We start from the raw sequence: 20,843 nt of genomic DNA, 5'->3' as shown, positions 1-20,843 counted from the left end.
GCTATGTCCTGGTTCGCCGCACTTCGTGACACCGCGCGGACCGGGCTCACCCTGGACCGGGCGCTCACCGACCCCAAGCGGGCGGTTCGCGGGGCGGTCGCGGTGGCGCTGGTGCTCTTCCCGACCCTCGCGATCGGCGGGGTCGCGCTCGGCACCTCGGCCGCGATGGGCGCGTTCATCGCCGGGGCGGCCACCTTCCAGCGCAGCTTCCGGCCGCGGGCCTCGCTCGCCGTCGCGGCCGGGGCCGGACTCGGCGCCAGCACCTTCCTCGGCTACGTGGCCGCCGGGGTGCCCGGGCTGTTCCCGGTGCTGCTCGCGGTCTGGGCCTTCGCCGCCGGGCTGGCCTGGGCGATCGGTCCGACCGCCGGGGTGGTCGCCACCAACACCGTCTCGGTGATGCTGATCGTCGTCCAGCTCCCGGTCAGCGTGGGCACCGCGCTCGGCCATGGCCTGGTGGCCTCCCTCGGCGGGGTGGTCCAAGCCGTCGTCATCACCGTCTGGCCGATCGGGAGCTGGACCGCCCAGCGCGAGGCACTCGCCGACACCTACGCCGAACTCGCCGACTACGCAAGGAGGTTGCGGCAGGACCCGACCGCGCACGTGGACCCGGAGCCGTTCATCACGGCCCGCAACGCGGCCGCCCTCACCCCCTGGCAGGACCGCCATCGGCCGCCCGAGCTGCGCGGTCTGCGCGGCATCGCCGAGCGCATCCGGCCGACCATCGCCGCGCTCGCCGACCCCAAGGTGGGCGCCCCCGAGGAGGGACCGGAACGGGACCGCGCCCGCGAGGTGCTGGCCGCCGCCGCCGAGGTCATGGACGCCCTCGCCCGGGCGATCCGCACCGGCGACCCGGTCCGGCTGCCCCGCTCCGCGCCCTCGCTCACCCTGGTCGGCTCGGACGACGGTCCGCGGCTCCAGGGCGCGGCCCGGCGCTCCGCCCGGCGGCTCGGCGGGCTGCTGCGCAAGGCCGCGGACACCCTGGACCGCAACGACGAGGACACCATCAGCACGCCCGTGGTCGGGGCCGGCGGGGCGCTGCGCAAGCCGACCATCGCCCGGATGCTGCCGGAGGCGGCCCGGGCCGTGCGGCGGCAGTTGCAGCCGCGCTCGGCGATCTTCCAGCACGCCGTCCGGCTCTCCGGGGTGGTCACCGTCGCCTACCTGCTGGCCCGGCTGGCCGGGTTCCACCACGGGTACTGGGCGCCGATGACCGCCGCGATGGTGATGCGGCCGGACTTCGCGCAGACCTACAGCCGGGGCGTCGCCCGGCTGGCCGGGACGGTGGTCGGGGTCGCCGTCTCGACGCTGGTGGTGCAGCTGGCCCACCCCGGGGAGTGGGTGCTGGCCGCGCTGGCGGTGCTCTGCATCGGGGGGTCGTACCTCGCGTTCCGGACCGGGTACGCGCTGACCACGGTCGGCATCTCCACGTACGTGGTGTTCCTGCTCGGGTTGCAGGAGGGCAACCCGCTGGTGACGGCCGTCGACCGGGTCGGGCTGACGCTGTTCGGCGGGTCGATCGCACTCGTCACGTACGCGCTGTTCCCGACCTGGCAGACCGCCCGGCTCGGGGAGCGGCTCGCCGAGTGGCTGGCGGCGGCCGGGCGGTACGCGGGCGCGGTGATCGCCTGCTACGAGAAGCCGGCGGCGCCGCGCGGGCGGGCGGTGCGCAGCGCGCTGCTGGACTCGCGGGAGGCGCGCGCCGAGCTGATCCAGGCGATGCAGCGGGCCGACGCCGAACCGGGACGGCACGAGTCCGGGCTGGCCGGGGTGAGCCGGCGCCAGATCGACCGCGCCCGCTCGGCGGTGGGCGCTCTCGGGCGGGCGGCGGTGCTGCTGGAGGCCCACCTGCCGGCGGCGGACGCGGAGCCGGTGCCGGGGACGGGCGAGTACGCGGAGGAGCTGCGGCTGGCGACGGCGCTCGCGGCGGCGGCGCTGCTGACCGGGCAGCCGGTGGAGTTCGAGGCGGTGCGGGCCGCGCAGGCGCGGCTGGAGGAGGAGCTGGCGGGGGCGCCGGCCGGGGTGCAGCGGGACGTGGTGCGGGCGGGGACGCGCCTGGTGGGGCAGGCGTTGCGGGACCTGGAGCGGGCGCTGCGCGGGTCGTCCTCGTAGGCCCGTCCGCTCGGACCCGGCCGGGTGACAGAGTGGGCGGCATGGATGACGAGGTCGTGCGGGCGTGGCGGGTGGCCGAGCGGGAGCCGGGGGTGGTGCTGCTGGACGGGTTCCACGCGCTGAAGCACGCGCTGCGGTTCGGGGGCGAGGTGCGGCGGGTGCTGACCGCCGACCGGGGGGCGCTGCTGGCGCTGGCGGGCGAGCTGGCGCCGGACGTGGCGCCGGCGCTGGACCGGCTGGCGGAGGAGGTGCCGGACGCCGCGCTGCGGCGGCTGGTGCCGCGGCCGCACCCGACCGGGGTGGCCGCGCTGGCGGTGCGGCCGTCCGCCGGGGCCACCGCGGCGGCGCTGGCGGCCCGGCCGCGTACGGCGCCGGTGGTGGTGCTGGAGAACCCGCGCAACCTCGGCAACGTCGGGGCGGTGATCCGGCTGGCGGCCGGGTTCGGTGCCACCGGGGTGGTGACCACGGGGGACCTGGACCCGTGGCACCCGAACGTGCTGCGCGGCAGCGCGGGCCTGCACTTCGCCACCGCGGTCGAGCGGCTGGCCCTGCCGGAGCTGCCGGACGGCCCGCTGTACGTGCTGGATCCGGAGGGGGCCGACATCCGGGACCTGCCATTCCCGGACGACGCGCTGCTCGCCTTCGGCACCGAGCGGCACGGCGTCTCGGCGGAGCTCAAGGCGCGCGCCGACCGGTTGGTGGCGGTGCCGATGCGGCCGGGGGTGTCCAGTTTCAACCTGGCGACCAGTGTCGCGATGGGGCTGTTCCACTGGATGTCCGGGAAGCGCTGAGTCCGGGACGCGCCGAGCCGGGACGCGCCGAGCCGGGAAGCGTCGAACCGGGAGACGCCGAACCCGGGAAGCGTCGAACCGGGGAAGCGCCGAGGCGCGGCGCCCGGAGCGGGCACCGCGCCTCGGGTCCTGGCGGTGGCGTCAGGAGAAGAGCCGGCGCCAGGTGTCCGGGCCCGGGTAGCCGTCGGCCTCGCTGCCGCGCCAGCCCTGCGCCTGCTGGAAGGCCTGGACGGCCCGGCGGTCGGCCTCGCCCCAGCTCGGGCCGGGGCCGACGCTGTAGTAGCCGCCGAAGCCCTTGCGGACCAGCTGCTCGCCGAGCCGGCGGACGTAGTCGTTGCTCTGGCCGGGGCCGAAGTACTGCGCGCCGGGGTAGGCGGTGCCGCCGGTGGGCGGCGGGGGCGGCAGGGGGGTGCCGGTGCTGCCACCGTCGATGTTGCGGCCCTTGCCGTTGACCAGGTAGTCCCAGGTGGCCTTGCCGGGGATGCCGTCGGCTTCGCTGCCGGTCCAGCCCTGCGCCTGCTGGAAGGCCTGGGTGGCCTTGCGGTCGGCCTCGCCCCAGCGCGGCCCGGGGCCCTCGGAGTAGAACCGGGAACCGCCGCGCTGCGTCAGCATCTGGCCCAGCTTGGTGACGTAGGCGTTGTTGGCGCCCGGGCCGAACTTGTCCGCACCCGGGAAGGCTCCGGTGTCGGTGGGCGGCGGGGGCGGCAGGGGGGTGCCGGTGCTGCCACTGTCGATGTTGCGGCCCTTGCCGTTGACCAGGTAGTCCCAGGTGGCCTTGCCGGGGATGCCGTCGGCTTCGCTGCCGGTCCAGCCCTGGGCGAGCTGGAAGGCCTGGGTGGCCTTGCGGTCGGCCTCGCCCCAGCGCGGCCCGGGGCCCTCGGAGTAGAACCGGGAACCGCCGCGCTGGGCCAGCATCTGGCCCAGCTGGGTCACGTAGGCGTTGTTGGCGCCCGGGCCGAACTTGTCCGCACCCGGGAAGGCCGTCGAGGAGCTGCCGCCGCCGGTGCTCGTGCCCTCGGACAGGCCGGTGTAGCGGTACGGGACGTAGGAGCCGGAGTTGTTCCAGTACGCGTACGGGGTGGTGCGCTTCTTGGTGGAGGGGTTGGTCTGCTCGTAGGCGATGTACTGGGTGCGGGAGGAGTCCGTCCAGCCGCCGAAGATCGTCACGTGGGAGCCGGCCTGCGGGTTCGCCGGGTTGTTGTAGATCAGCACGTCGCCGGGCTGGAGGTCGTTCTTGCCGATCCGCTCGGCGAAGTTCGGCAGGGTCCAGGTGGTCTGGCTGCTGCTCAGCCCCCAGGCCATCGAGACGAAGCCGGAGCAGTCCTGGCGGTAGCCGTCCGACCAGTAGCGGGACATGCTGTAGGGCACGCCCTGGTTCACCCAGCTCTGGGCGCGCTGGATGATCTGCGCCCGGGTGACCGGCGCGGCGGTCGCGCGCGGGGCGGCGAACGACCGGGCGTTCGGGTTCTGGCCGTAGAGGCCGCTGACCTCGCCCTGGGGGGTCTGCGCCTGGGAGTTGCCCGGAGCGGGGCTGGGCGCGGCGGAGGCGGTGCCGGCGGCGACCGCGCCGCCGCCGAGCGCGGTGCCGACGGCCGCCATCAGGACGGCGGCCCGGCGGCGGACGCTGCGGGCGGCGGCGTGGCCGCCCTCGTGGACGGGGGCGGCGTGCAGCCGGGCGCGGCGGCGGGCACTGCAGCCCCCGCATATGCAGTCCTCCGCCGGTTCGACCTCGTCGAACTCCATGAGCGGGGACAGGGGGTCGGTCAGGGTCATGCTCCGCCTCTTTCCTGCGGTTCTTTCCGCTCGCCGCCTGACGACGAGACAGAAGTGCCCTTCCCGGGCCGATTCCGCATGTATCGGGACCAAGGTCCCAAAGCGGGCCGGATGCGTCACGGTGAGTTAGGCCGAACGGGTGAAGAACAGTCAGGTGGAAGGGGCTGGAGGGAGAGGTGTGGCGCGCTGCGGGCGGTGATGGTCGGTCAGCGCGGGATGGCGGCCGAGTACTCCGGATCGGTCCAGGTCAGCGGTGTGGCATCGGCCAGCTCGACCACGGCGGTGACGGTCAGTTCGACCATCCGCTCGGCGCCCGGGACGCCCTGCCGGGCCTGCGCGGACCAGTCGGTCCGGGCCTCGCCGGTGACCAGCAGGGCACCGCCGGTCTCCCAGTCGGGCAGCAGCAGGCCGGCCCGCGGATCCAGCTCCAGGTTCCCGAGCGTCAGGAACATGCTGTTCCCGGGGTACTCGGGCCAGCGCAGCCGGTCCGGCGCCACCGGCTCCAGGAATCCCGGGAAGCCGCCGCGGTGGGAGGCGTCCACGCTGCCGTCCGGACCGGTGCTGGCGATGAAGAAGGTGTCCGCGGTCGCCACCGCCAGGCGCTGCGCCGTGGTCAGCGCCGGCCCGGCGGCGACCGCGCGGGGCTCCCCGGCGGCCGGGCGGTCCACCGGGGTGCGGCGCTGGATGTACTTCGGGCAGTTGGCGACCACCTCGTCGGCGGTCACCAGCAGCCCGCCCCGGCCGTCCGGTACGGAGCGGCCGTTGAGCCGCATCCGGCGCCGGCCGGCCGGGTCCAGCGCGATGGTGCCGACCCTGGCCGGGCCGGACAGGGCCCCGGCCAGCGGGTCGGCCTCGGCCGGGCGGGCGGCGATCGCCATGGTCCGCTCGTCCGGGGCCGTCAGGAAGCCTGCCGGGCCGGACAGCTGGGTGGCCCAGACCCGGCCGTCGCGGTCGGCGGCGCCGACGACCAGCATCCGGCGCTCGGTCAGGAATCGGGCGGCGACCGCCGGGACGGTGCGGCGGATCGCCCGGCCGGCGTGGTCGGCCCGTTCGGTCCGGCCGGCCCGGGCCTGGGCGATCCGTTCGCCGGCGTGGTACGGCGAGGCGGCGGTGGTGGTCACGGTGGACTCCCCGGACGCGGCCGTCTAGAAGAAGCCGCAGGTCGGCGCGGCGGTGGTGGGCGCGACGGCGTCGGTCCCGTCCACCCCGGTGCGGGTGTAGATCTCCAGCCGGATGCCGTCCGGGTCGGTGAAGAAGATGCCGCCGGAGGCCGAGCCCTCGCCGTGCGGGACGACGCCGTCGTAGGCGAAGCCGGCGCCCAGCCCGCGCAGCAGCTCCTCGGTGGCGCGCACCTCGTCGAGGCTCTCGACCTCGAAGGAGAGGTGGTGCAGGCCCGGGGCGGCGGTGGCGAAGGTGCCGGTGCTCTGCTGCCAGAGCGTCACCACCAGGCGGCCGTCGCGGCCGAGCAGGGCGTAGCGGCGTTCGGGGTCGGTGCCCTCGGCGGTGACCTGGAGGCCGAACACGGCCCGGTAGAAGTCGATCGAGCGGTCCAGGTCGGTGACGTTCAGGCCCACGTGGCCGGTCTGGAGGGTGCGGAGCCGGATGGCGCTGGACATGCCTGGTCACTCCCGGAGGTCTGGGTGTCCGGCGAGGCCGCTGCCTAACCGGTACTCACGAGAGTAGGAGTTAGGTGATGAGGCGTCAACCACTATGGGACGCCGAAGTGGTTAGGTTTTCGGGGTGGGAACGCGAGAGCCCCGCCGGTGGTCCGACGGGGCTCTCGGGTGGGACGGGTGCGGAGGGGCCCTAAGCCCACTCCCAGCGGATGCCGATGTGGCCCGGCTGCTGGTCGGGGGCCAGCACGTGGGCGCTCGCCGAGGCGCCGATCCAGAGCTGCTCGCGGCGGTGGTCGACGTCGGCGCCGGGCTCGCGGTCGTAGCGCTCGCAGTGCGCCGGGACGGCGGCCGGGTCGAAGTGCACCTGGAGCACGTACTCGCGCACCGGGGTGGCGAAGCGGCGGCTGTACTCCGTGGTCGGGCCGCCGGGCGGGATCTCCACCTCGTACTCGAAGACCGTGCTGTCGCCGAGGCCCAGCGGCCGGTCCAGCATCAGCTCGGCGACGGTCAGCCCGGCCTCCGGGCGGCGGCGGACCCGGCCCAGCCGGCCGTGCCGCACCGAGGTGACCTCGGGGCAGCCGGTGGCCTCCTCGTCGGCCTTGTGCACCACCAGGCAGCGGCCGACGCCGCCGACGGTGGCGCGCACCACCTGGCGCATCCGCAGCAGGGTGGCGCGCCGCTCGGCGTCCACGTAGTAGGAGTCGTGGATGCTCAGGCGCTCCAGCTCGCCGGGCGGCGGGGCGTCCAGCTCGGTGAAGATCGAGGCGATCTCCTGTTCGCCCGGCCAGACGTCCTCCAGCCCGAGGTGGCTGGTGCTGGCCGCGGCGGCCCAGCGGCCGCGCGGGCGCGGCGGGCCGAGCAGTGAGGAGAGCGCGCTGTGCGGCAGGCCGAGCAGCTCCTCCAGCAGGTGGACGGCGCGCAGCGAGCTGGCCCGCTCGGGCTGGCTGCGGCCGCGCCGCCAGTAGCTGAGGGTGGTGACGCTGACCCTGACGCCGCGCCCGGCGAGGGCGGCGCGGATCCGGTCCAGGCTGAGGCCGCTGGCCTCGATGGCCAGGTGCAGGGTGTCGGCGAAGCCGCCGACCGGGGTGAGGCGGCCCGAGGCCGGGGCGGGGGACGGTCCGGACGGGCCCGGGTGCTCCGTGTGCGACCCGACCAGCCGCAGCCGCGCCGCGTCCTGAGGTTGCTCTGCGGCCATGCGGTGACCCTCCCCACCAGGTGAGTTCGGTGGGACCGGGCCGACGCCGGGGCGCGCCGCCAGCGGCATCACCGAGCTTTGGGGAACCCTATGCACGGTCGAGAGGCTACGTCATCAGGCGTGCGTATGACAGTGGTCACGGCAGGTGAACCGGGCGGTGAGCGATCTTGAAACAGTCCGGAAACACCGGCCGCTCGACCGGGCCCGGCGGACCGGTGGACGGCCCGGGCGGGCCGCGGCGCGACACCGCCGGGGCGGGCCCTGACGGCGCCGCCCCGGCGGGGGTCCGGTGGTGTCACCGGCAGGTGGTCAGTTGACGTTCAGCGCGACGTCGTCGATCACGAAGCTGGTCTGGAGCGAGGAGTCCTCGGTGCCGGTGAACTTGATGGTCACGGTCTGACCGGCGAAGGAGGTCAGGTCCAGGGTGCGCTGGACGTAGCCGGCCGCCGCGTTGGCGTTGGAGTACGTCGCCAGCGTGGTGCTGTTGGCCTGGACGGTCAGCTTGTCGTACGCGGTGGTGCCGGTCTCGGCGGTGTCGATGTGCAGCCAGAAGGTCAGCTTCGCGGAGGCGCAGCCGGCCGGGATCGAGACGGTCTGCGACAGGGTGTCGGTGTGGGCCGAGCCGTAGCCGTTCAGCCAGGCCTTCCAGCTGCCCGAGTGGGCCGCCTCGGAGGAGCTGTTGTCGACCACGCCGCTGGAGGTGGTCCACGGCGCGGCGGTGCCGGTCTCGAAGCCGCCGTTGGAGACCAGCTGGGCGGCGGTGCAGCCGCCGGACGGCGGGGTGGTGCCGCCGCCGAGCAGGGCGGTGGTCAGCGCGTCGGCGACCGGGGAGCCCCAGCCGGTGACCTGGTCGTAGCCGGTCTTGGCGGAGAAGTCCTGGTTGGCGCCGCTGGTCACGTCGTGGAAGGCGCCGGCGTAGCCGCTGCTGTTCGCGACCGAGTACAGCCGCGGGTTCGCCTCGCCGAGGACCGGCTGGCCGGCGGCCTTGGCCTTCTGGTTGAACTGGGCCGCGTAGCCGGACCAGAGCGGCGCGGCCGCGCTGGTGCCGCCGTAGACCTGCCAGGCGCCGGCGGTGTAGATCGCGAAGCCGCTCTGCGGGTCGGCGTTGGAGGAGACGTCCGGGACGGTGCGCATGGTGCCGCTGACGCCGGTGCCGGTCTGCCAGCTCGGCTTGGCGAACACGGTGGAGACGCCGCCGCCGGCGCTGCTCCAGGCGCTCTCCGAGGAGTAGGCGTTGCCGCTGGAGACCTTCAGGTTGGTCCCGCCGACGCCGGTCTGGTGCGGGCTGGAGGCCGGGAAGTCGACCGCCTTGACGGACGAGCCGCTGGTGGAGCGGGTGCAGTCGCGCGAGCCGTCGTCGCCGGAGGCGGAGAAGATCGAGATGCCCTGGGCTGCGGCCTGCTTGAAGGCGTTGTCGACGGCCGTCATCGAGGAGGCGGTGGTGTCCGGCTCGCAGGAGCCCCAGGAGATGGAGACGACCGAGACCCGGTTGTCGGTCACGATCTTGTTGGCCATGTCGATCTCGCCCTGGTCGCTGTTGGGCGCCTCGTAGACCAGCTGGGTGGCCTTGGGCGCCGCGCCGCGGACGATCTCGCTGTCCAGCTCGACCTCGCCCTGGCCCTGGCCGGGGGCGGAGTCGTAGTTGGCGCCGTCCACCGAGACGGTGGAGACGGCCGGGCCGGACAGGCCGTACTGGGAGTCGTAGGTGGTCAGGTTCGAGGACTGGTAGCCGTCGAACTCCCACAGCGCGACCGTGGTGCCGGTGCCGTCCGCGCCGGTCTTGGTGAGGTTGTAGGCGCCGGTGTACTGGGCCGGGGACATGCCGCTCGGGGCGGCGAGCGCGGCGTTCGGGGCGGGCGTGCCCGGGGTGACCGCGTTCGGGGCGGAGGTGCTCGGCTTGGCCAGGCGGTTCTTGCGCACCGCGTGGTTGTCCAGGCCGCTGACGCCCTGGACCACGGTGGCCAGGTCGGACGGGATCGAGGCGGCGGCGTCGTTGGCGAAGAACGCGCGCTGGAGCTGCGGGTCGAGGTACGAGCTCTCGTGGGTGCCGAAGGCCTGGGAGACCTGGGCGGCGGTGCCGGTGGCGTTGACCACCTGGCGGTTGGCGCTCACCGAGGTGACGGTCAGGCCCTGCTGGGCCAGGTAGGTCCTGACCTGGTCGACGGCGGCCTGGGTCGGTCCGAACCGGGCGGTGAACTGCTCCGGCGTCAGGTAGCGGCCGTACTCCGGGGCGCCCGGGGTCTCGACGGCGGTGAGGAAGCGGTCCAGGGCGTCGGTGTCACGCAGCTTCAGGCTGACGGACACCGAGATCTGCTGGGCCGCCGGGACGTCACCCTTCTTCTCCGAGTGGGCCACCGCAGGGTTCACGGTGTTCGGCAGGGCGACGCGCGGGGCGGCGTTCGGGGTGGCGGCCTGCGCGGTGGAGACACCGAGCGAGACGGCGGTCAGCGGCAGCACGGCTATCGCCGCGGCGAGGGCAAGGGAGCGGGGGCGCAACGGATCCTCCTCCAGCCGGCTGTGGGGGCCGGCAAGGGGCCAGGCGTTCCGGGGTCGAGAACGCTTGCTTGAACATGACAGAACCCGTGTGCGAATTGGCTCATGGCCGGGCAATTCGTTGCTAAAAAACAGTCAACTGTGGAGAGTGGGGAACTCGCCGGTTCCATACAGTGAATGACCGGAAATCGGAGACCGGTCCAGACCAATTCGGGGCGTCGGGGGCGGACGTAGAATCGGGGCGAGCCGAGGGAGGGCGATGACTGACGTGCAGCCGGATCCGAGGGACCCGCGCCCGCTGATCGGCGAGCCGCTCGCGCTCGACCTGCTGAACACGCGCTGGTCCGGAACACCCGTCAACGACCTGCTCACCGGTGTCGACGGCTACGGGATCTGGCTCTCCTCCGCCGGGCTGAGCGGGCGCTGCGCGGCGGACGAGGCCGGGCTGGCGGCGATCCGGCAGACCCGCGAGGCGATCCTGCTGGCCGCTCAGGACGCCCGCGAGCGGGGCGAGTTGGGGGAGTCCGCCCGGGAGGGGCTGGACGCGGTGCTGGCGCACGGGCGGATCCGGCGGACGGCGGCACCGGGCCGGGCCGAGGACCGGATCGAGACGGACCGGCCGCAGTGGCTGGCGCCCTGGCTGGCGGCGGACGACTTCCTCGCGCTGCTCGGGCAGGGGGCGCACCGGGTCAAGCAGTGCGCCCACGAGGCGTGCATCCTGCACTTCTTCGACGCCTCGCAGAACGGGCGGCGGCGGTGGTGCCGGATGGCGGTGTGCGGGAACCGGGCGAAGGCGGCGCGGCACTATGTGAAGGCGCGGGGCTGACGGGTGGGTCGGGGCCGCTGCGCGGGGCCGGGTGCCGGGTGCCGGGGCGGTGGGTTCGGGCGGCGGCAGTGGTGCCGGATGGCGGTGTGCGGGAACCGGGCGAAGGCGGCGTGACGGATCGATCCCGGGGGCCGCTCGACGTTCCCCGCACCGCCCCCGGTTCCCCGCGCCGCCCTCGGGGCGCGGGGAACCGGGGGCGGCGTGGTCAGGCCGGGGCGCCGAGCCAGTCGGTGAGGGCGGTGCGCAGTTCGCCCTGGCCCGGGTCGACGGCGGCCCAGGCGACGTAGCCGTCCGGGCGGATCAGCAGCACGGTGTCGCGCAGCTTGCCGTGCGGGTCGGCGGGGGCGGCGCAGACCATGCGGTCGGCCCAGGGGTCGGCGGCGGCCAGCTCGTCATTGCTGACCAGGACGAACTTCCCGGCGCGCAGCGCCTCGTAGAGCCGCTCGGGAGCGGCCGGGGCCCCCTCGACGGGCTTGCTCAGGGCGGTCAGTCGAAGGTCCGGGACGCGCTTGCCGACCTGCGGGTGGGCGTCCTTGGGGGCCGGGTAGGAGATCCCGATGCCCGAGATGATTTTGGCCCCGCGCCCGGTGACCGGGTCGAGGAGGTTGCCCAGCGCGGTGAGCGCCCCGCGCAGGGCGCGGGTGGGGGCGGACTCGGCGAGCGCCAGCCGGATCAGCGCGCCGGAGGTGCGCAGCACCGTCCTGCCGACCGGGTGCCGCTCGGACTGGTAGGTGTCCAGCAGGGCGTCGGTGGCCCGGCCCCGGAGGACGGCGGCGAGCTTCCAGGAGAGGTTGGCGGCGTCCTGGAGGCCGGTGTTCATGCCCAGGCCGCCGGCCGGGGAGTGGCAGTGGGCGGCGTCGCCGGCCAGGAAGACCCGGCCGGAGCGGTAGTTGGGGGCCTGGCGCTCGTCGCTGTGGAAGGTCGAGCTCCAGCGCACGTCGTGCAGGCCGTAGTCCTCGCCGAGGATGGCCCGGACGAGCGCGGTGAGCTGCTCGGGCGTGGGGGTGGTGCCGTCCGGGTACCGCTCCTCGCGGTCCCAGGCGATGATCCGGAACCAGCCGTCGCCGAACGGGGCGATGAAGGCGAAGCCGGCGTGGTTGGCGTTGACGGTGATCGTCTCGGCGGGCTCGCGCTCCAGCCGGACGTCGGCCAGCACCACCGAGTCGACCACCGACTCCCCGGGGAAGGGGATGCCGAGCAGGTCGCGGACGGTGGAGTGGACGCCGTCGGCGGCGACCGCGTACGCGGCCCGGTGGTTCAGCCCGTCCCGGGTCTCCAGGGTCACGCCCTCGGCGTCCTGGCGCAGCCCGGTGACCTCGGCGCCGCGCAGCACCGTCGCACCGGCCTTCTCGGCGCGCTCCGTCAGCAGCCGTTCGACGTTGTACTGCGGGGTCATCAGGACGAACGGGAAGCGGGTGGGCAGCGAACCGAGGTCGACGCCGAGGCGGTCGGACATCCTGAGGCCGCTGAGCGTGCGGCCGGTGGCGATCAGCTCGTCGGCCAGGCCCCTGGCGTCCAGCAGCTCCAGGGTGCGGGCGTGCACGCCGAACGCCCGGGTCAGGTTGGACTCGGCGGCCCGCTTCTCCAGCAGGGTGACGCCGACCCCGGCGGCGGCGAGGTCGCCGGCCAGCAGCAGTCCGGTCGGTCCGGCGCCGACGATCAGGACGTCGGTTTCGGTCGTCGGCTTCACGGCCATGTATCAGCTCCCGTTGCTCGGAGGGCGGTCGGACGCCGTTCCCGGCGTCCTCCCAGCCTCCATCATCGCGGGCGCGGTCGGAGCTGTGAACCGCCGGGGCCCGGAGCCGCGGACCGCAGGTCGGTGCGGCTGTGGACGGCCGGGCCCCGGCGGTGGGTGACCGCCGGGGCCCGGAGCCGGAACCGAACGCTCAGCCGTGCCGGCGGACCTCCACCGTGCGGAACCGGTTGGCGACGAACGCGCCGTCGCAGTAGGCCGAGTTGGCGGCCGGGTTGGCGCCGGTGCCGTGCAGGTCGGAGAAGGCGGCGGTCTGGTTGGGGTAGACCCCGCCGGTCAGGTTGAGCGAGAGCGAGACGCCGGAGTCCAGCGCGGCCTCCACCAGCTGCGCCTCCACCTCGGGCGAGGTGGTGTAGCCGGAGGCGGTCATGGCGCCCTTCTCGCGAACCGTGGTGCGCAGCAACTCGACGGCGGCGGCGGTGGATTCGACCGCGACGGCGAAGGAGACCGGGCCGAAGCACTCGCTGCGGAAGACGGCCCGGTCGTCCGGCTTGTCGGCGTCCAGCCTGACCAGCGCGGGGGTGCGGACGGTCGCGCCGGGGAAGTCCGGCGAGGTCACCGCGCGCGGGGCGAGGGCGAGTTCGCCGTACTCGCCGCCGGCCGCGGCGGCCGAGCGCTGGAGCACCCCGGGGTTGACCACGGCGCCGAGGATCGCGGCGGCGCGGGCGTCGTCGGAGAGCAGGCCCTCGATGGCCCCGGCCAGGTCGGTGACGACCTGGTCGTACGACTTCTCGCCCTGGTCGGTGGCGATGCCGCCGCGCGGGATCAGCACGTTCTGCGGGGTGGTGCACATCTGGCCGCTGTAGAGCGAGAGCGCGAAGGCCAGGTTGCCCAGCATGCCCTTGTAGTCGTCGGTGGAGTCGATCACCACCGTGTTGACGCCGGCCTTCTCGGTGTACACCTGGGCCTGCTTGGCGTGCTCCTCCAGCCAGTCGCCGAAGGCGGTGGAGCCGGTGTAGTCGATCAGCTTGATCTCGGGGCGGACGGCGAGCGTCGCGGCGACGGTGCCGCCCTCGTGCTCGGCGGCCAGGCAGACCAGGTCGGGGTCGAAGCCGGCCTCGGCGAGCACCTCGCGGGCGGTCCGGACGGTCAGCGCGAGCGGCAGCACGGCCCGGGGGTGCGGCTTGACCAGCACCGGGTTGCCGGTGGCCAGCGAGGCGAACAGGCCCGGGTAGCCGTTCCAGGTGGGGAAGGTGTTGCAGCCGATGAGCAGCGCGAGGCCGCGCGGGACGACGGTGAACTCCTTGGTCATCACCAGCGGGTCGCGCTTGCCCTGGGGCTTGGTCCAGCCGGCCCGGCGCGGCAGCCGGGTCTGCTCGGCGTAGGCGTAGGCGACCGCCTCCAGGCCGCGGTCCTGGGCGTGCGGGCCGCCGGCCTGGAAGGCCATGCCGTAGGCCTGGCCGGTGGTGTGCATGACGGCGTGGGCGAACTCGTGGGAGCGGGCGTTGATCCGGTGGAGGATCTCCAGGCAGACGGCGGCGCGCTCCAGCGGGCTCGCGGCGGCCCAGCCGGGGCGGGCGGCGGTGAGCGCGGCGATCAGCGCGTCCGGGCCGGCGTGCGGGTAGGTGATGCCCAGCTCGACGCCGTACGGGGAGGCCTCGCCGCCGACCTGGTCGCCGTCGGTGGGGTGGCCGTCGAGGACGAACGGCTTGCCGAGCAGGGCGTCGAAGGCGGCCTTGCCGTCCGCCGGGCCGCTCTCGCCGTAGGCCTTCGGGAACTCGGGGTAGGGCGACCAGTAGTCGCGCTTCGCGGCGGCGGCGAGCGCGGCGTCCAGGGTGGCCTGGTGGCGCTCGACCAGCTCGCTGACGACGGGGTGGGTGACCGCTGCGGACATCTGTGCGCTCCTCGGAGGGCGTCGAAAAGCAGGACGGGATCAGTCACAGAGTAACCGAACGATCGGTCGGCTCAAGAGGGTGTGGAGGAGGGAAGTGCGGGGAAACGGACGGGGGCGCGTCCGTGGCGGACGCGCCCCCGTGGGCCTGGCGGGTCTGGCTCCGCGGCACGCGGCCTACGGCACGCCCAGCTCGAAGATCACGAACCCGGCGTACCAGCCGGAGGCGATCGCCCCGGTGCCCAGGACGGCGGCCAGGGCCGGCAGGCTCAGCTTGCGCAGCCCCACCGCCAGCGCGATGAGCAGCGGGAACGCGGGCAGCAGGTAGCGCGAGGTGTTGCCGAAGATGCCGAGGCTGCCGAGCACCGAGACGATGGTGGCCAGGGTGTAGGCCGTCAGCACCAGCGGCGGGCGCAGCCGGACCAGCAGCACGATCAGCATCGGCAGGCTGAGCACGATCAGGGTGGCGAACAGGTCCGGCACCGGGAAGGCGAAGGGGTAGTCGTTGCGGCCCAGCAGCACGCCGCGGACCGCGTGCCAGGTGCCCTGGCCCCAGTCGAAGTAGTGCAGCCAGGCGTCGTGCTGGAGGCGGAAGTAGCCGCCCCACTCGCCGGTCCGCCAGCCCACCCAGCCGACGTAGCCGAGCAGGCCGACGGGGGCCATCAGCATCGCGGCCAGCGGGCGCAGGACGCCGCTCTCCCGGCGGTACAGCTCGACCAGCGCGGCCAGGCCCACCGCGCCGATCAGGGCGGCGGAGGTCGGCCGGTTGAGCCCGGCGACCAGGGTGATCACCCCGGCCGCGATCCACTGCTTGGTCATCACCCAGTAACAGGCCCAGGCGGCCAGCGCGACGAAGAGGGAGTCCGAGTAGACCGCCCACTCGGCGCCCGAGCCCGGGGCGATCGCCCAGAGCCCGGCCGCGATCACGCCCGAGCGCACGTCGCCGGTCATCTTCTCCACCACGGCGTAGATGCCGGCCGCGGCGAACAGCGAGGCCACCACCGAGACCAGCATCCCGGCGCCGTACAGGCCGAGGCCGGTGACGTCCGAGACCATCCGCATCAGGCCCGGGTAGAGCGGGAAGAAGGCGGCTGAGTTCTGCTCGACGGTGAAGCCGACCGGTCCGTTCGGGATCGGGACCAGTGCCGGGTGGTAACCGAACTGGGCCACCTGCTGGTACCACCAGCCGTCCCAGGTGGCCACCACGTCCCAGGGGTTGGCGCCGCCGCCGAACCGGGCCGGCTTCGAGGTGTACGCGCCGGAGAAGGAGAGGAGCTTCATGAAGACGGTGAAGCCGACCAGCTTCAGCATCGCGTAGCACCACACGGCCGGTCCGAACCGGGCCACCAGGGCGCGGCCACGGTCCTGCCAGGTGCGCGGGACGTCCTCCGGCTCCTCGTTGCGCTGCTCGGGCACGTCGGAGGCGACTGCCGGTATTGAGTTCATCAGCCGTGGACCCCACCTGCTGGACGTGGACGGATCGTCCGCAGATTCTAGGCCCTGCCCCTTCCGGTTGGTGTGGACCAGTCGGACCCGATCGCGTACCGCCCGGGGCGGCCGGGGATACTCGGAGGATGGCCGATCACACCACGCGCACCGCCTACACCGTGGAGTCACTGCTCGCGGTGACCGTCGACGTGTTCAACGAGCGCGGCTACGACGGCACCTCGATGGAGGACCTGTCGAGGGCGGCCGGGATCTCCAAGTCCTCGATCTACCACCACGTGCGCGGCAAGGAGGAACTGCTGCGGCTGGCGGTCGGGCGGGCGCTGGACGGGCTGTTCGCGATCCTGGCCGAGCCGGACGCGGTCGAGGGCCCGGCGGTGGAGCGGCTGGAGCACGTGGTGCGGCGCACCGCGGAGGTGCTGCTGGAGGAGCTCCCGTACGTGACGCTGCTGCTGCGGGTGCGCGGCAACACGGCCACCGAGCAGTGGGCGCTGGAGCGCCGGCGGGACTTCGACCACCAGGTCGCCGAGCTGCTGCGGGCGGCGGTGGCGGACGGCGCGCTCCGGGCGGACGTGGAGCCGCGGCTGGCCACCCGGCTGCTGTTCGGGATGATCAACTCGATCGTGGAGTGGTACCGGCCGGGGGCCAAGGCCGCCGACGGGGTCGCGGACGCGGTGGTCCACCTGGCCTTCGACGGGCTGCGGGCGCGCTGAGCCGTCCGGCCCCGGGGCCGGTCCTCCTGCCCGGCGGTGTCCGCCCCGTCAGAGCGGCGGCACCTGGTCCGTCTCCTCGAAGACCAGCATGGTGCGGGTGCCGAGCACCTGCGGGATGGACTGGATGCTGCCCAGCACCAGCTCCCGCAGGGCCTGGTTGTCGGCGGTGTGCACCAGCAGCAGGACGTCGAAGTCCCCGCCCACCAGCGCGATGTGCGCCACCCCGGGCAGCTCCAGCAGCTGCTCGCGCACCGTCCGCCAGGAGTTCTGGACGATCTTCAGGGTGATGTACGCGGACGCGACCTGGCCCGCGCGCTCGTGGTCCACCCTGGCGGTGAAGCCGCGGATGACGCCGTCCTCGACCATCCTGGAGATCCGGGCGTACGCGTTCGCCCGGGACACGTGCACCCGCTCGGCCACCGAGCGGATGGAGGCGCGGCCGTCCTGTTGCAGCAGTCGCAGGATGGACCGGTCGACCCGGTCGAGTCTGGACGTCTGTTCAGCCGACATGACCCCCCACCCTCCCCGATTGGACGCACTGCCACCAGTCGACCGCCGAACGGGCCGAATGTCCACCACCTTGTCACGCTTCTGGTCAAGATGAACAGACGACCGAACAATCGGTAGGGAGCCCCCGCCACCCCAGGAGGTGCCCCGAGATGACCGTTCTCGACCACAGACACCGCACACCGGTGCCCGGATGGCTGCCCGGCGCCACCTCCCCGCGCACCGATCCGGCCCCGCTCCTCCCGGACCCCTCCCCCGTCCGGTTGCTCGGCACCCCCGCACTGGAGAAGTACGACCCGGCGCTGCTGCGCGAGCTCTACCGCCGCCTGGTCGTCGGCCGCCGGTACAACCAGCAGGCCACCACCCTCACCAAGCAGGGCCGGCTCGCCGTCTACCCGGCGTCCACCGGCCAGGAGGCCTGCCAGGTCGCCGCCGCGCTGGCGCTCGGCGAACGGGACTGGCTCTTCCCCAGCTACCGCGACACCCTCGCCGTGGTCTCCCGGGGCGTCGACCCCCTGGAGGCGCTGACCCTGCTGCGCGGCAGCGCCCACACCGGCTACGACCCGGTGGCCAGCCGCACCGCGCCGCTCTGCACCCCGCTCGCCACCCAGGCCCCGCACGCCGTCGGGCTGGCGCACGCCGCCCGGCTGCGCGGCGAGCCGGTGGTCGCACTGGCGATGCTCGGCGACGGCGGCACCAGCGAGGGCGACTTCCACGAGGCGCTGAACTTCGCGGCCGTGCTGGGCGCCCCGGTCGTCTTCCTGGTGCAGAACAACGGCTACGCCATCTCCGTCCCGCTCAGCGCGCAGTCCGCCGCGCCCACCCTGGCCCACAAGGCCGTCGGCTACGGCATGCCGGGCCGACTGGTCGACGGCAACGACGCGCCCGCCGTGCACGCGGTGCTGTCCGAGGCGGTCGAGCGGGCCCGGACCGGCGGGGGGCCGACCCTGGTCGAGGCACTGACCTACCGGATCGAGGCGCACACCAACGCCGACGACGCCACCCGCTACCGCACCGAGCCCGAGGTGGCCGCCTGGCGGGAGCACGACCCGATCCTGCTGATGGAGCGCGCGCTGCGCGGACTCGGGGTGCTGGACGACGCCCTGGTGCAGGAGGCGGCGGACGAGGCGGAGGCGCTGGCGGCCCGGATGCGGGCCGAGTTCCACACCGACCCGGACCTCGACCCGATGGCGCTGTTCGCCCACGTCTTCGCCGAGCCGACCCCTCAACTGCGGGAGCAGGCCGCCCAGTTGGCCGCCGAGCTGGCCGCCGAGGCGGAGGTGGCGCAGCGATGAGCTCCCACCCGTCGCCCACCGCCGCCCTCGGCCCGGTCGCTGAGCGGCACCCCTCCGGCGCCCGTCCGTCGAGCATGGCCCAGGCGCTCAACTCCGCGCTGCGCGACGCCATGCGCGAGGACCCGTCGGTGCACGTGCTCGGCGAGGACGTCGGCGCGCTCGGCGGCGTCTTCCGGATCACCGACGGGCTCACCGCCGAGTTCGGCCCGGAGCGCTGCCTGGACACCCCGCTGGCCGAGGCCGGCATCCTCGGCACCGCGATCGGCATGGCGATGTACGGGCTGCGCCCGGTGGTCGAGATGCAGTTCGACGCCTTCGCCTACCCGGCGCTGGAGCAACTGTTCTCGCACGTCGCCAAGATGCGCAACCGCACGGCCGGGCGGCTCCCGCTGCCCATCACCGTCCGCATCCCGTACGGCGGCGGCATCGGCGGCGTCGAGCACCACAGCGACGCCTCCGAGGCGTACTACACGAGCACCCCCGGTCTGCACGTGGTCACCCCGGCGACGGTCGCCGACGCGTACGGGCTGCTGCGCGCCTCGATCGCCTCCGACGACCCGGTGGTCTTCCTGGAGCCCAAGCGGCTCTACTGGGGCAAGGCCGACCTCGACCCGGCGGCGCCGGTCGAGCCGATCGGCCGGGCGGTGCTGCGGCGCACCGGCACCTCCGCGGTGCTGATCACCTACGGCCCCTCGCTGCCGGTCTGCCTGGCGGCGGCCGAGGCGGCGCAGGCCGAGGGCTGGGACCTCGCGGTGCTGGACCTGCGCACCCTGGTGCCGTTCGACGACGAGACGGTCTGCCGGGTGGTCCGCTCGCTGGGCCGGGCCGTGGTGGTGCACGAGGCGAGCGGCTTCGGCGGCACCGGCGCGGAGATCGCCGCCCGGGTCACCGAACGCTGCTTCCACCACCTGGCCGCACCCGTGCTGCGGGTCACCGGCTTCGACATCCCGTACCCGCCGCCGATGCTGGAGCACCACCACCTGCCCGGGGTGGACCGCATCCTGGACGCGGTCGCCCGGCTCCAGTGGGAGGACTGAGGATGATGCCCGTCGTGCGGGAGTTCCGGCTGCCCGACCTCGGTGAGGGGCTCACCGGGGCGGAGGTGGTGCGCTGGATGGTCGAGGTCGGCGAGGTGATCGCGGTCGACCAGCCGGTGGTGGAGGTGGAGACGGCCAAGGCCGTGGTGGAGGTGCCCTGCCCGTACGGCGGGGTGGTCACGGCGCGGTACGGCGAGGTGGGGGAGGAGGTCGCGGTCGGCGCGCCGCTGGTGACGGTGGCGGTGGCGGCGGCCGGGCCGGGGGCCGCCGGTGCGGCTCCGGCCGCTGCCGGGGGCGAGGAGGTGGAGCGGCCGCTGGTCGGGTTCGGGGTGGTCGAGCCGGGCGGGGGCGGACGGCGTCGCCGGGTCGGGGCGGGCGCTTCGGGGGCGACTCCGGTGGCTTCGGTTGCCCTTGGCGCTTCCGTGGCTCCGGCTGCTCCGGCCGTTCCGGCCGCTTCGGTTCCCACGGCTCCCACGGTTCCGGCGGTTCCGGCGGTGGTGCCGGTGATCTCGCCGCTGGTGCGGCGGCTGGCCCGGGAGCAGGGCGTCGACCTGGCCGGCCTCACCGGGAGCGGGCCGGACGGGCTGATCATGCGTGCGGACGTCGAACGGGCGGTCGCCGCCAGGGTGGCCGCTCCGGCGGCTGCCGCTGTCACCGCCGCCGGCACCGCTGCCGGCACCGCGCCGGACGGCGTCGTCCCGTTGCGCGGGCTGCGCAGGGCGGTGGCGGAGAAGCTCAGCCGCAGCCACCGGGAGATCCCCGCGGCGACCTGCTGGGTGGACGCCGACGCCACCGAACTCATGGCGCTGCGGCGGCAGTTGAACGCCACGCCGGGCCCGAAGGTGAGCGTGCTGGCGCTGCTGGCGCGGATCTGCACCGTCGCACTGGCGCGCTTCCCGGAGCTCAACTCCTCGGTGACCGAGGACGGTTCGGGCATCGTCCGGCACCAGGCCGTGCACCTCGGCTTCGCCGCGCAGGGCGAGCGAGGGCTGGTCGTGCCGGTGGTGCGGGACGCGCAGCACCGCAGCACCGAGCAACTCGGGGAGGAGCTGGCCCGGTTGACCGAGGCGGCCCGCAGCGGCGCGCTCACCCCGGCCGAACTAACCGGCGGCACCTTCACGTTGAACAACTACGGGGTGTTCGGCGTGGACGGCTCCACCCCGATCCTCAACCACCCGGAGGCGGCGATGCTCGGGGTCGGCCAGATCGTCGCCAAACCGTGGGTCCACGATGGGCAGTTGGCGGTCCGCGAGGTGACGCAGCTGTCGTTCACCTTCGACCACCGGGTCTGCGACGGCGGCACCGCCGGGGGCTTCCTGCGGTTCGTCGCGGACTGCGTGGAGCAGCCGGGGATGCTGCTGCGGCAGCTCTGATCGCGGCCGTCCGACGGGGCCGTCCGACGCGGAGGGTGCGTCGCGGCGGATGCGTCGCCCTGGGTGTCCGTACGCACACCCAGGG

General features: G+C 74.3%; 16 protein-coding genes. 7 read left to right on the top strand and 9 right to left on the bottom strand.

Translation table 11 applies throughout. From position 1 onward, the window contains the following. The first annotated feature begins 3 nt into the window (after nt 1-3). Together ACZ55U_RS01910 and ACZ55U_RS01905 are read left to right on the top strand one after the other, a co-directional pair. On the top strand, nt 4-2,109 hold the full coding sequence (locus ACZ55U_RS01910; RefSeq protein WP_465521376.1) for an FUSC family protein: 2,106 nt from the start codon (nt 4-6) through the stop codon (nt 2,107-2,109). A gap of 41 nt (nt 2,110-2,150) precedes the next feature. Further along, a complete protein-coding gene (locus ACZ55U_RS01905; protein WP_465521374.1) occupies nt 2,151-2,900 on the top strand; it encodes a TrmH family RNA methyltransferase in 750 nt (249 codons plus the stop codon). Between the two features lie 141 nt (nt 2,901-3,041). Here ACZ55U_RS01905 and ACZ55U_RS01900 read toward each other — a convergent pair whose 3' ends face one another. The 5 genes from ACZ55U_RS01900 to ACZ55U_RS01880 all read right to left on the bottom strand — a co-directional run bounded on the left by ACZ55U_RS01900 (nt 3,042) and on the right by ACZ55U_RS01880 (nt 9,980). Then, nucleotides 3,042-4,643, bottom strand: coding sequence for a peptidoglycan-binding protein (locus tag ACZ55U_RS01900; RefSeq protein ID WP_465521752.1), 1,602 nt, complete (start codon nt 4,641-4,643; stop codon nt 3,042-3,044). Between the two features lie 236 nt (nt 4,644-4,879). Next, entirely contained in the window at nt 4,880-5,794 is a 915-nt protein-coding gene (locus ACZ55U_RS01895) for a pyridoxamine 5'-phosphate oxidase family protein (RefSeq protein WP_465521372.1), read from the bottom strand. 24 nt (nt 5,795-5,818) lie between these two features. Then, nucleotides 5,819-6,289: a VOC family protein gene (locus ACZ55U_RS01890; protein WP_465521370.1), complete on the bottom strand. Its 471-nt coding sequence runs from the start codon at nt 6,287-6,289 to the stop codon at nt 5,819-5,821. A 190-nt stretch (nt 6,290-6,479) separates the two neighbouring features. After that, nucleotides 6,480-7,484 (bottom strand): hypothetical protein, encoded by a 1,005-nt coding sequence (locus tag ACZ55U_RS01885; protein ID WP_465521368.1) that lies wholly within the window; start codon nt 7,482-7,484, stop codon nt 6,480-6,482. Nucleotides 7,485-7,793: 309 nt separating this feature from the next. Further along, entirely contained in the window at nt 7,794-9,980 is a 2,187-nt protein-coding gene (locus tag ACZ55U_RS01880) for a S53 family peptidase (protein ID WP_465521366.1), read from the bottom strand. A gap of 256 nt (nt 9,981-10,236) precedes the next feature. Between ACZ55U_RS01880 and ACZ55U_RS01875 the strand changes: the two genes are divergently transcribed. Continuing rightward, complete coding sequence (locus ACZ55U_RS01875) at nt 10,237-10,803, top strand: CGNR zinc finger domain-containing protein (protein ID WP_465521364.1); 567 nt, start codon at nt 10,237-10,239, stop codon at nt 10,801-10,803. 205 nt (nt 10,804-11,008) lie between these two features. Here the strand turns inward: ACZ55U_RS01875 and ACZ55U_RS01870 are convergent, their stop codons facing one another. From ACZ55U_RS01870 to ACZ55U_RS01860, 3 genes are all read right to left on the bottom strand, one after another. Beyond that, a complete protein-coding gene (locus ACZ55U_RS01870) occupies nt 11,009-12,499 on the bottom strand; it encodes an FAD-dependent oxidoreductase (protein ID WP_465521362.1) in 1,491 nt (496 codons plus the stop codon). A gap of 190 nt (nt 12,500-12,689) precedes the next feature. Beyond that, entirely contained in the window at nt 12,690-14,390 is a 1,701-nt protein-coding gene (gene paaN / locus ACZ55U_RS01865; RefSeq protein WP_465521360.1) for a phenylacetic acid degradation protein PaaN, read from the bottom strand. A gap of 174 nt (nt 14,391-14,564) precedes the next feature. Then, nucleotides 14,565-15,833 carry a hypothetical protein gene (locus tag ACZ55U_RS01860; RefSeq protein WP_465521358.1) on the bottom strand — a complete coding sequence of 423 codons (1,269 nt, stop codon included), beginning with the start codon at nt 15,831-15,833 and terminating at the stop codon, nt 14,565-14,567. Nucleotides 15,834-15,961: 128 nt separating this feature from the next. Here ACZ55U_RS01860 and ACZ55U_RS01855 point away from each other — a divergent pair, with 128 nt between their 5' ends. Then, on the top strand, nt 15,962-16,546 hold the full coding sequence (locus ACZ55U_RS01855) for a TetR/AcrR family transcriptional regulator (RefSeq protein ID WP_465521356.1): 585 nt from the start codon (nt 15,962-15,964) through the stop codon (nt 16,544-16,546). A 48-nt stretch (nt 16,547-16,594) separates the two neighbouring features. On the opposite strand, the gene ACZ55U_RS01850 is transcribed toward ACZ55U_RS01855, so the two are convergent. Further along, nucleotides 16,595-17,056 carry an Lrp/AsnC family transcriptional regulator gene (locus ACZ55U_RS01850; protein WP_380700646.1) on the bottom strand — a complete coding sequence of 154 codons (462 nt, stop codon included), beginning with the start codon at nt 17,054-17,056 and terminating at the stop codon, nt 16,595-16,597. Nucleotides 17,057-17,205: 149 nt separating this feature from the next. Here ACZ55U_RS01850 and pdhA point away from each other — a divergent pair, with 149 nt between their 5' ends. From pdhA to ACZ55U_RS01835, 3 genes are all read left to right on the top strand, one after another. Further along, complete coding sequence (pdhA, locus tag ACZ55U_RS01845) at nt 17,206-18,348, top strand: pyruvate dehydrogenase (acetyl-transferring) E1 component subunit alpha (protein ID WP_465521354.1); 1,143 nt, start codon at nt 17,206-17,208, stop codon at nt 18,346-18,348. 74 nt (nt 18,349-18,422) lie between these two features. Beyond that, nucleotides 18,423-19,385: an alpha-ketoacid dehydrogenase subunit beta gene (locus tag ACZ55U_RS01840; protein WP_465521750.1), complete on the top strand. Its 963-nt coding sequence runs from the start codon at nt 18,423-18,425 to the stop codon at nt 19,383-19,385. Between the two features lie 5 nt (nt 19,386-19,390). Then, nucleotides 19,391-20,758, top strand: a complete 1,368-nt coding sequence (locus tag ACZ55U_RS01835) for a dihydrolipoamide acetyltransferase family protein (RefSeq protein WP_465521748.1) — start codon at nt 19,391-19,393, stop codon at nt 20,756-20,758. Nucleotides 20,759-20,843: the final 85 nt, after the last annotated feature.

The organism is Kitasatospora sp. NPDC034533 (assembly GCF_055575155.1).
This window is presented reverse-complemented; position numbering and strand designations above follow the sequence as displayed.